This is a genomic window from Streptomyces sp. NBC_01306, from assembly GCF_026340465.1.
GTDB lineage: Bacteria > Actinomycetota > Actinomycetes > Streptomycetales > Streptomycetaceae > Streptomyces.
The window spans coordinates 4,843,373-4,853,997 of sequence record NZ_JAPEPC010000001.1 but is presented as its reverse complement, the minus strand read 5'-3'; the positions used below and the strand labels follow the sequence as shown (position 1 = coordinate 4,853,997).

Genomic DNA, 10,625 nt, shown 5'->3' with positions numbered 1-10,625 from the left:
GTTTCTGTTACCGGAGTGGCCCGGGTACGGGCGCGGTGCGGGCGTCCCGGATCAGCCCGGCGCGAGGTGGGTGGTGAAGCTGAACCGGTCACCCCGGTAGAGCGTCCGTACACGCTCCAGGGGCAGCCCCTCCGTGTCACGGGAGACCCGGTGGATCAGCAGCATCGGCAGCGCGGGCGGCGTTCCGATGAGCAGCGCCTCGCGCGGGGTGGCCAGGACCGTCTCGATCCGCTCGTCGGCGTCACCGAAGACGATGCCCTGCCGGTCGCGGAGGAAGCCGTAGAAGGAGGAGTCGGGGTCGAACTCGCTTTCCAGGGAGGGGACTCGGGCCACCGCGACATAGGTGCTCTCCAGGCCGACCCGTTCGTCGTCCGCGAGCAGCACCCGCTCCAGATGCCAGACCGGCTCACCCCGGCCGAGCCCGGTCTCGGCGGCGAGCGCTTCGGGGCAGGGGAAACGGTCCAGCGAGATGAGATGGCGCCCCGGGGTGCGGCCCTGGCGGCGCACTCCCTCGGTGTAACTCGCCAGCGACAGCGGCTGTTCGAGCTTGGGGCCCGCGACGACGGTCCCCCGCCCCTGCCGCCGCAGCCGCCCCTCCAGGACCAGTTCGCGCAGCGCCTGCCGTACGGTCTCGCGGGACACCTCGTACCGTACGGCCAGAACGCGCTCGGTGGGCAACGCCTCGCCCTCGCCCAACTCCTCCATGAGCAGCGAGACATGAGCCTTGACCGCGTAGTACTTGGGGATGCGGCCGTGCTCCGGGATGCCGGAGCGGATCGGTGCGCCAGGTGCCTGGCTGTGCGGGTAGTCCACGGGGCGATGGTCCCAGACCAGGGTGAACGGGCACGCCACGGCGGTGGTGCCGCTGTTGTACTCCGACGGGCTGTACCGCGACGGGCTGCGCTGCTGCTGGATCTGCTGCTACTGGATGTGCTGCTGCCGGCGGCGCTGGATTCTCGGGCGCCGTGATCCCACGACCAGAGCCGCGCCGAGCAGGACGCTGGTGCAGGCGATGGTGCCCAGCGTGCGCAGCCGGTGCGAACCGGTCCTGGCGAGCTCACCGGCGAAACGGTGGGCACCGTTACGGGGGCCGACCTCGGGCCCCACGCCGATCCGGCCGCCGATGTCCCCGTTGTGTTCCCGGCCGGGAATGCGTTCCCCGGGTACGCGCTCGCCGGGGACGTCCGTCCTGGTGGGGTCGGCGGGCGGGGCGCCGTCGATGGCGAAGCTGTAGTCGTCGGATTCTCCGACCCAGTCACCGTCGTCGCCGTGCCGCCGGACGACCGCGGCGTTGGCGGTGACGTCGTCCGGGGTGGTGCCATCGGCGAAGGCGAGCCGGACCGGGACGGAGACGGTCCGCCCCGCCGGAATGTCGAAACCGCCGACCCCGGCAGTCTTGTCGGTCCCGGCAGCCCCGTCGGCCTTGCCCGCCTTATCGGTCCCATCGGTCCCATCAGTCCCGTCGGTTCCGTCGGTTCCGTCCCCGAACGGGCCGATGTGCTCGTCCTCGTCGGTGGTCGTGAAGGGCACGGGCCGCCAGCGGTGCGCGGCGGGGTCGTTGAACTCCAACTGGATCTGACTGTCCTTCAGTTCCCTGCCCCGGTCGACGAGGACAACGACCGGGTGGATGTCCTGGCAAGCGCCGTCGGAGGTGTTGGTCAGTTCGAGCGACCAGGTGTCGTACGCGCCGCCGGGCACATACGAGGTCGGACCGCCGTGGATCCTGGCCTCGACCGGGAAGGCGGAGCCGTCCCGGTCGGCACAGACGGGCGCGGAGTCGCTTCCGTCCCGGACAGCGGCATTCCGCGCGGTGACGTCCTGCGCGATGGCCGGTGGCGCGGCCGCAAGCAGCAGCAGGGCGGCCAGAGCAGAGGTGGCGGCGGCCGGGGCCGCTCCGGTGGGGAGGGCACTGCGCAGTCGCATGGGGACGCCTTTGCTGATCGCGTAGGTCCGGGCTCCGTACACCGAACCGCACCACGCCGCCCCGCCGGGCCCGCCACGACCACGTACCGCCGAATGCCCCGGACCTTCCCGCCTGATCAGCCCATTGTCATCAAGTCCTACGGGCGTTGAACGGCACCGCCGCCCGCCCGAAGTGCCCGAACACCGGGGCGAGCGCCAGCTGTGCCGCCCCCTCGGCGACGAGCCGTCGCCCACCACCCGCCGCCGCCACCGGGACCGCCTCCGCGCCGCCCGCGTGCCGGGCCCGCTCGGCGAGTACGGCGCCCACGCCCCGTACGAAGACATCCGGGGCGGCGTCCACCGTACGGCCGCCGAGCAGCACCCGGTCGACGTCGAGCAGCCGTACGAGATTGGCCGCGCCGACACCGAGGAAGCGCGCGGCGGCCGCGTGGTCGCCCCCGGCGACGGCGGCCAGGCAGAGCGCCTCGACGCAGCCCCGGCCGCCGCAGCCGCACAGCGGGCCGTCGAGCTGCACGGTCTGGTGCCCGAACTCCCCGGCGCCGGTACGCGGCCCCCGGTAGAGCGCGCCGCCGAGCACCAGACCGGCGCCGAGCCCGGTCCCGAGATGCAGATAGGCGAACGAGTCGCCCGGTCCACGCAGCGCCAGGCCGAGGGCGGCCGCGTTGGTGTCCTTGTCGAGGACGACGGGCAGGCCGAGGCGTTCCGCGAGCGCGTCGCGCAGCGGATAGCCGTCCCACTGCGGGAATCCGGTGACCCGGCGCAGCACCCCGGTGTCGTGGTCGAGGGGACCGGGGGCGGCGACCCCGACGCCCAGGACCGCGGGCCGGCCGCCGACGGCATCCGTCCCGCCCGTGCCCACCCCCACCGGCGACACCGCTCCGGCCGCCACTCGTGGCACCTCGCCCGCCCTCACCCGGGACACTCCATCGGCCACCACCCGGGACACCGCATCGGCCACGGCCCCGGCCACCGCGTCGGCGCCCGCCCCGAAGTCCAGCTCCGTGCTCCGGTCGGCGACGACCGCCCCCGCCAGGTCCACCAGCACCGCGCTCACCCGGTCCCGGTCCAGATGCAGCCCGACCGCGTACGCGGCGCCCGGCACCAGACGCAGCACCGTGCGCGGCTTGCCTCCCGTGGAGGCCCGGTGGCCCGCTTCCGCCGCGAAACCATCCGCCCGCAGCCGCGCGGTGATCTTGCTGACGGCCTGCGGGGTGAGGCCGGTCCGCTCGGCGAGTTCGAGGCGGCTGATGCCTGCCTCCCCCGCCGTACGCAGCAGTTCGAGCACGAGCGCCGCGTTATGGCTGCGCAGCGCGGGCAGGTTGGCGCCGGACCCGGCGGTTTCGCTCCTGTTCACGCCCCCATTGTGCGGCACACTTGCACTTTGGCAACACCGTTGCTTAAGTGGTTGGCATGACTGCTCGCATGACCGCTCGCACGACTGCGGACCCGCTCCGCGTCGGACTCGTCGGCTACGGCCTCGCGGGTTCCGTCTTCCACGCACCGCTGATCTCGGCCACCGACGGCCTGGTTCTCGACACCGTCGTCACCTCGAACGAGGAGCGCCGGGAGCAGGCGCGCGCCGAGTTCCCCGGCGTCCGGTTCGCCGGCTCCCCGGACGAGCTCTGGCCGTACGCGGACGAGCTGGATCTGGTCGTGATCGCGTCCCCGAACCGGACGCATGTACCGCTCGCGACCGCCGCGATCCAGGCCGGGCTGCCGGTCGTCGTGGACAAGCCGCTCGCGGGCTCGGCTGCCGAGGCCCGCGAGCTGGCCGCGCTCGCCGATGAACGCGGCCTACTGCTCTCCGTCTTCCAGAACCGCCGCTGGGACAACGACTTCCTGACTCTGCGGGAGCTGATCGCCGAGGGCCGGCTGGGCGAGGTCCAGCGTTTCGAGTCCCGCTTCGAGCGGTGGCGCCCGCAGCTCAAGGGCGGCTGGCGCGAGTCCGGCGACCCGTCGGATATCGGCGGGCTCCTCTACGACCTGGGCAGCCACATCGTCGACCAGGCGCTGGCCCTCTTCGGCCCGGCCGTCCGGGTGTACGCGGAGTCGGACGTCCGCCGCCCCGGCGCACGCGCCGACGACGACACCTTCATCGCCCTCACCCATGCGAACGGCGTCCGTTCCCATCTGTACGCCTCCGCCACCACCGCCCAGCTCGGCCCGCGCTTCCGGGTGCTCGGCTCGGCGGCCGGCTATGTGAAGCACGGGCTCGACCCCCAGGAGGCGGCGCTGCGCGAGGGCGTGCGCCCCGCGACCACGGCGCACTGGGGCGTGGAGCCCGAGTCGCTGTGGGGCCGCATCGGTGCGGGCGAGTCCCCGCTGACGGGCGGCGGTTCGCCCGTACCGACCCTGCCCGGCGACTACCCGGCGTACTACGCGGGTGTCGCGAAGGCCCTGCGCGACGGCGGCCGGCCGCCGGTCACGGCGGACGAGGCTGCGGCGACGCTGGACGTCATCGAGGCCGCGCGGACCTCCGCGCGCGACGGCGTCACGGTGGAGCTGTAAGCGCCGCCTGACCACCCGACCGTACGGTGGCAAAGGCCAACGCCCTTTTTCGGAAAGGCTGTTCGCGCTCTCCGGCCGGGACGCACTCGTACGGCCCGGACCGGATCAGCGGCCGTACGCCCGCAGGAAGACCTGCACCCCGACTGCCGTGATCCGGTCGGTCTCCTCCGGGGGCAGCGGGCTGATGCCCCAGTACGACCGGTGCACGATGTCGGTCGACGTCAGCGTCATGAAGTGCGCGGCGGCCTGTGCGGGGTCGCCGCGCACATCGACCAGCTCCGCCGCGTCCAGCGCGGCCATCGCGACGGCGAACTGCCGCACCACCGCACGCGGCCCCGCCTCCTGCCAGGCGTCCAGGACCTCGGCCGGGACATGTCCGGCCTCCGCATAGATGTGCCGCACCAGCGAGAAGTGGTTGCGGAACTCCGCCATCAGGCCGACCCAGGCACGGGCGAGAGCCAGCAGGTCCCGCTCCAGATCCGCCGCGCGCGGCAGCCGGTCCACGTCCAGATACCTTTTCAGCAGGGCCAGTTGAGCGTCCCGCACCTGGCCGGAGCTCCACTGCACCACCGTACGGAAGAGCTCTTCCTTCCCGCCGGGGAAGTGGTTGTACAGGGTACGAGTGGAGGCGCCGGCCTCGGCGGCGATCGTGTCGATGCTCGCGCGTGAGTAACCGTCCCGCCCGAACACCTCGCAGGCGGCGTGCGAGATCGACGCCGCCTTGTTCGTCCTGGCGCGGCGCGGCGCGGCCGCCGCCTTCCCCCCGGTACCCGTGCTGGTCATCGGCGCTCCTTCATCATGGGCATCACCCTATCTACAACGTGCGTTGCAATTTCCACAACGTGCGTTGTAGCTTACTGGATGTGGCCGCAGAACGCGGCCCCATCACACGACGCCCAGGGGGACTCCCATGCCCGAGACCGACATAGAGACGGCGAACGCTTCCCGGACCGGGGCTGCGACCGGAACTGCCGCCGGGACTGCTCCCGGGTCCGCCCCCGCCGGTGGCGGCGTCTGCCGGGACTCCGCCCTCCGGGTCGCCGTCATCGTCGGGAGCGTCCGGGGCGGCCGTCTGGGGCCGACGGTCACCGACTGGTTCACCGGCGCCGTCAGCGACCGTACGGACATCGAGCTGGACGTCGTCGACGTCGCGGAGCTGGAACTCCCGGTGCACATGCCCGGCTGGGACGGCCTGCCCGCCACCTCTGCGGAGACCCGGGCGGCGCTGGGCGACGTCAGCCCGAGGCTGGCCGGGGCGGACGCGTTCGTCGTCGTCACGCCCGAGTACAACCACAGCTTCCCGGCCTCGCTCAAGAACCTCATCGACTGGCACTACAGCCAGTGGCAGGCCAAGCCGGTCGGCTTCGTCTCGTACGGCGGGCTCGGCGGCGGGCTGCGCGCGGTCGAGCAGCTGCGGCAGGTCTTCGCCGAGCTGCACGCGATGACCGTGCGGGACTCCGTCAGCCTGCATGGGCCGTGGTCCGGGCTCGGCGCGGACGGCAAGCCGCTCGACGAAGCGGTCTGCGCGGGCGCCGCCAAGGGCATGGTCGACCAGCTGGTCTGGTGGGGCCGCGCGCTGCGCACCGCCCGCGCCGACCACCCGTACGGCAGCTGACCGGGCCTGCCATGCCTACCGCAGACCTCCGCGCCGGAGCGGCTCCCGGGCTGACCGGCATCCTCACCGTCGTCATCGTCGGCTCGGTCATGGCCGTGCTGGACGTGACCATCGTCAACGTCGCCCTGCACCCGCTCGCCGTCGCGTTCGGGGCCCCGGTCAGCACCGTCCAGTGGGTGTCGACCGGCTACACGCTGGCGCTCACCGCCGTCATCCCGCTCGCGGCCTGGGCCATGCGCCGCTTCGGCGCCAAACGCACCTATCTCACCGCCATCGCCCTCTTCGCCTTCGGCTCCGGGCTGGCCGCGCTCTCCTGGAACATCGAAACACTGGTGCTCTTCCGGGTGGTCCAGGGGCTCGGCGGCGGGCTGCTGATGCCGGTCGGTATGGCGATGGTCGTCCGCGCCGCCGACCGCGAACGAATGGGCCGCCCGATGGCGCTGCTCGGCATCCCCGTACTGATCGGGCCGGTGAGCGGTCCGGTACTCGGCGGCTGGCTGATCGACGCCGCGTCCTGGCACTGGATCTTCCTGGTCAACCTGCCGATCGGCGCGGTGGCCCTGGTGCTCGCGGCGCGGCTGCTGCGCCGCGACGAGCCGCAGCCGGCGCAGCCGCTGGACGTACCCGGACTGCTGATGCTCTCGCCGGGTCTCGCCCTGCTGATCTACGGCCTCTCCACCGGCGGCGCGCACGCCGGCTTCACCTCGCCGGGGGCGCTGCTGCCGGCCGTCGCGGGGCTGCTGCTGACCGCGGGGTTCGTCGTACGCGGGCTGACCGCCCGGTATCCGCTGCTGAAGCTGCGGCTGTTCCGCGACCGTACTTTCGCTGCGGGGATCGCCACAATGGTCCTGTTCCCCTGCGGCTACTTCGGCTCGATGCTGCTCACGCCGATGTACTACCAGACGGCGCGCGGCCTGAGCGCCACCCGGGCCGGGCTGCTCGGCATCCCGCTCGCGGTCGCCGTCGGTATCTCGATGCAGATCGCGACCCGGCGGACCGACCGGGTGTCCCCACGGCTGATCGTGGTCTCCGGCATCGCGGTGGCCGCTCTCGGCCTGTCGCTCTTCGCCGTGCAGGTCGGTCCTGACACTCCGTACTGGCGGCTGTGCGCGGCGATGCTGGTGATGGGGTCGGGCGTCGGCATGGTGATGATGCCCGTCAACACGGTGGCGACCCGCGGGCTGGCCCCCGACGACGTGCCGTCGGGGAGCACGGTGCTGAACATCGTCTCGCAGGTCGGCACATCGGCCGGTACGGCGCTGGTCTCGGTCCTGCTGGCGTCCCGCCCGTCCGGTCCGCCGGGCGGCGCGGGACGGGCGGACGCCTTCCAGTTCACCTACTGGTGGGCGGTCGGGCTGCTGGCCCTGGCAGCCGTACCGGCACTGCTGCTGCCGAAGGGCCGCCGCGCCCCCGCGGAGGGTCCGGCGGAACCGCTCCGCCGGCCGGCCCCGGACCGGAGGACCCCGGCCTGAGCCGGGCGGGGTGACGACCGGGGGCCGTGCAATCGGGGGCCCGACGCCCAGCGGGGGCGGCCCGCGGGCCGGTGGCCGCCCACCGGCCCGCAGCCGGTCCGGAGCAACAGACCGGGCCGCCCGCAGCCATCCAGTAACAGGCCCGAGCCCCCGCAGACGGCCCGCAGGCGGCCGGACCTGCCGCTACGCGTCCTTGAGCGGCTGCCGCTGCCGTCCGAGCCCTTCGATCTCCAGCTCCACGACGTCCCCGGCCCGCAGATAGGGCTTGGGTTCGGGCTGCCCCATCGCCACCCCGGCAGGCGTACCGGTGTTGATGACATCGCCCGGATACAGCGTCATGAAGTGGCTCAGGTACCGCACCACTTCACCGACCGGGAAGATCTGGTCGGCGGTCGTGCCGTCCTGCTTCAGCTCGCCGTTCACCCACAGCTTCAGCGGGAGCGCCTGCGGGTCGGCCACCTCGTCGGCGGTCACCAGCCACGGGCCGAGCGGATTGAAGGTCTCGCAGTTCTTGCCCTTGTCCCACTGGCCGCCGCGCTCGATCTGGAAGGCCCGCTCCGATACGTCGTGCGCGATCGTGTACCCGGCGACATGGCCGAGCGCCTCCTCCGCCGACCCGAGGTATCGGGCCGTACGCCCGATGACGACGGCCAGCTCGACCTCCCAGTCGGTCTTCTCGCTGCCGCGCGGTACGAGCACGGTGTCGTCGGGGCCGACCACGGTGTCCGGCGCCTTCATGAAGACGATCGGTTCGGCGGGGATGGCCGCACCCGTCTCCGTCGCATGGTCGTGGTAGTTCAGCCCGATACAGACGACCTTGCCGATCCGGCCGACCGGCGGCCCGATCCGCGGCGCGTCGCCTTCGATGGCGGGCAGCACACGGGCCGCGGCGGCGGCCCGTATCCGGTCGAGCGCCGCCTGGTCGGCGAGCAGCCCTCCGTCGATGTCCGTAACCAGCGCGGAGAGGTCACGGAGGGTTCCGTCGGCGTCGAGCAGTGCGGGGCGCTCGGCCCCGGCCGTTCCGACACGCAGCAGCTTCATGGTCAGTCTCCCAACGATTGGACCGGTCCGGCCGATGGGTTGCGGCCATCGGGGGATTGGCTGATCCTCCAAGTTCGAGGTCCAGGCCGCAAGACCCCGTTCACAAGGTGGACCGCCGGGCTCCGCGATGGCGCCCGGCCGAGCCGCAGCTCAGGCCGGTGCGGAGGCCGGGCCGCCCGGTCGGACGGCCCCCTGCACGGGGATCGGCCGGACCGCTACATCGGGCTGGCGACGGCTGCCGCGGCGGGCATCGTGTCCCGGTAGAGGAAGGCGCGCTCGACGGCGGTCCAGGTGGTGCTGGTGACGACGTACAGCGCGGCCGCGAGCGGCACGTAGGACACCGTGAGCAGCGTCATGAACGACATCAGCGGCATCACCTTGCTCATCGCGCCCATCACACCGGCGCCGGGCCCCTCGGCGGCGGGGGTCGGAGAGGCGGCCATCATCCGCTTGGTACGGCCGTAGTTGAAGGTGGCCACGGCGGTGACGATCGCGAAGAGCACCAGGTAGATGACGCCTTGTTCGCCGAGGAGCCCGCCGTGCCCGATCGCGTCCCGCAGCCGGCCGCCGAGGGGGCTGCCCATGAGGGTGTGACCGAGCAGGGAGTTGGACGAGCCGCCGATCTGCGGACTGGAGAACAGGTGGTACGTCACGAAGAAGGCGGGCATCTGGAGAAGGCTCGGCAGGCAGCCGCTGAGCGGGGAGATCTTCTCCTCGGCATGCAGCTCCATGATGGCCTTCTGCATCTTCTGCGGGTCCTTGGCGTGCTTCTTGCGCAGTTCGGCCACGCGCGGGGCGAGTTTGGTGCGGGCTTTCTGGCCCCGGGCCGTGGCCCGCGAGAGGGGGTGCACGGCGAGCCGTACGCAGACGGTGAACAGAATGATCGCGGCGGCGGTCGCCGACCCGTGGAAGAGCGGCTGGAGCAGGTCGGCGAGGTGCGTGACCAGGCTGGCGAACGCTGCGAAGACGGAAGAGAACACGGGAAAACCCTCCGAGGGGTCTCGTCGCGGGCCGGACAGGAAGACATGTCGGCGTGACGGACCGCAGCGGAAACTGGGGTGGTACGTGGGGCGGAGGGGTGTCCTACGCGGCCGTCGGGACGGGACGGCCGGGTGCTCGGGGCCTGGGCCTGCCCGAGGCGTCGGGATCGCGTTGCGGCAGGAAGGCCGTACGCCGTTCACGGTCGCGGATGGCCGTACGGATCCGGGTGCGCGGCACGGCGGGCGCGGTGCGCGAGGCGATGAGCGCGAAGGCGGCGACCGCGGAACCGACCGCGGCGGTGGCGGCCAGTGCGACGGCGGAGGTGAGCGTGCCGCTCTCGGCGAGCAGTGCTTCGGCGAGGAGGAAGAAGAACAGCGCCATGGCGGGGCGGGACAGACGCATGAGCCGAGCGGCCATATCTCCCACCCCCTTCCTGTTCCGGTCCGCGCAGCAGCTGAATGCGCTGATCACTGCACTCTGAACGCTTGCTGATGCTTGCCGATGCTTGCTGATGCTGAAAAACGTATCTCCAGCCGTTATACACGACTCGCTTCGATCGGCTCCAGCAGCCTCCGGGGCTCAAGGAGCGCACGACCGACCGGGTTGCCCGGCTCCGGATCAAGCCCCGCGGCCGGGCGCATCTCCACATCGCCCGGCGGTACGGCCAGGGCGCAGGCCGGGCACTCGCCGTACGCGCCGAGCTCCGTACCGCAGGCGGCGTGGTGAAAGGTGCGCATGGGGAGCGTGCCCGGGACGTGGTCGCGCCCCCACACCCCCAGGGAGCGCAGGACGGGCCAGAGGGCGACGCCGTCCTCGGTCAGTACGTACTCGTCGCGCGGCGGGGACTCCTGGTAGCGGCGCTTCTCCAGGACACCGGCCTCGATGAGCGCCTGGAGACGGGCGGCCAGGACGGCCCGCGGCATCCCGAGGTGGGCGAGGAAGTCGTTGTACCGGCGCACGCCGTAGAAGGCGTCGCGCACGACGAGGAGTGTCCAGCGCTCGCCGATGACCTCCAGCGCCCGTGCGATGGAGCACTGCTGTGCCGCGTAGTCCTTGCCCAGTGCCATACGCCCACCCTACTCCAC

11 protein-coding genes are annotated in these 10,625 nt (G+C 72.4%); 3 read left to right on the top strand and 8 right to left on the bottom strand.

Annotation, left to right across the window (positions count from 1 at the left end):
• Nucleotides 1–51 precede the first annotated feature (51 nt).
• The 3 genes from OG385_RS21420 to OG385_RS21410 form a co-directional block, all read right to left on the bottom strand.
• Nucleotides 52–813, bottom strand: coding sequence for a GntR family transcriptional regulator (locus OG385_RS21420; RefSeq protein WP_266856694.1), 762 nt, complete (start codon nt 811–813; stop codon nt 52–54).
• A gap of 108 nt (nt 814–921) precedes the next feature.
• Nucleotides 922–1,923: a hypothetical protein gene (locus tag OG385_RS21415; RefSeq protein ID WP_266856692.1), complete on the bottom strand. Its 1,002-nt coding sequence runs from the start codon at nt 1,921–1,923 to the stop codon at nt 922–924.
• A gap of 130 nt (nt 1,924–2,053) precedes the next feature.
• Nucleotides 2,054–3,277 (bottom strand): ROK family transcriptional regulator, encoded by a 1,224-nt coding sequence (locus OG385_RS21410; RefSeq protein WP_266856690.1) that lies wholly within the window; start codon nt 3,275–3,277, stop codon nt 2,054–2,056.
• Between the two features lie 68 nt (nt 3,278–3,345).
• On the opposite strand from OG385_RS21410, the gene OG385_RS21405 reads away from it, so the two are divergent.
• Nucleotides 3,346–4,431 (top strand): Gfo/Idh/MocA family oxidoreductase, encoded by a 1,086-nt coding sequence (locus OG385_RS21405; protein WP_266856688.1) that lies wholly within the window; start codon nt 3,346–3,348, stop codon nt 4,429–4,431.
• Nucleotides 4,432–4,536: 105 nt separating this feature from the next.
• Here the strand turns inward: OG385_RS21405 and OG385_RS21400 are convergent, their stop codons facing one another.
• A complete protein-coding gene (locus OG385_RS21400; protein ID WP_266856686.1) occupies nt 4,537–5,214 on the bottom strand; it encodes a TetR/AcrR family transcriptional regulator in 678 nt (225 codons plus the stop codon).
• Between the two features lie 127 nt (nt 5,215–5,341).
• On the opposite strand from OG385_RS21400, the gene OG385_RS21395 reads away from it, so the two are divergent.
• Together OG385_RS21395 and OG385_RS21390 are read left to right on the top strand one after the other, a co-directional pair.
• A complete protein-coding gene (locus OG385_RS21395) occupies nt 5,342–6,046 on the top strand; it encodes an NADPH-dependent FMN reductase (RefSeq protein WP_266856684.1) in 705 nt (234 codons plus the stop codon).
• A gap of 11 nt (nt 6,047–6,057) precedes the next feature.
• Nucleotides 6,058–7,518 carry a DHA2 family efflux MFS transporter permease subunit gene (locus OG385_RS21390; RefSeq protein WP_266856682.1) on the top strand — a complete coding sequence of 487 codons (1,461 nt, stop codon included), beginning with the start codon at nt 6,058–6,060 and terminating at the stop codon, nt 7,516–7,518.
• 183 nt (nt 7,519–7,701) lie between these two features.
• On the opposite strand, the gene OG385_RS21385 is transcribed toward OG385_RS21390, so the two are convergent.
• The 4 genes from OG385_RS21385 to OG385_RS21370 form a co-directional block, all read right to left on the bottom strand.
• Entirely contained in the window at nt 7,702–8,559 is an 858-nt protein-coding gene (locus tag OG385_RS21385; RefSeq protein WP_266856680.1) for a fumarylacetoacetate hydrolase family protein, read from the bottom strand.
• A 215-nt stretch (nt 8,560–8,774) separates the two neighbouring features.
• Nucleotides 8,775–9,539 (bottom strand): YidC/Oxa1 family membrane protein insertase, encoded by a 765-nt coding sequence (locus OG385_RS21380; RefSeq protein ID WP_266856678.1) that lies wholly within the window; start codon nt 9,537–9,539, stop codon nt 8,775–8,777.
• A 103-nt stretch (nt 9,540–9,642) separates the two neighbouring features.
• A complete protein-coding gene (locus OG385_RS21375; protein ID WP_266856676.1) occupies nt 9,643–9,957 on the bottom strand; it encodes a DUF6412 domain-containing protein in 315 nt (104 codons plus the stop codon).
• Nucleotides 9,958–10,076: 119 nt separating this feature from the next.
• Entirely contained in the window at nt 10,077–10,607 is a 531-nt protein-coding gene (locus tag OG385_RS21370) for a helix-turn-helix domain-containing protein (RefSeq protein WP_266856674.1), read from the bottom strand.
• Nucleotides 10,608–10,625: the final 18 nt, after the last annotated feature.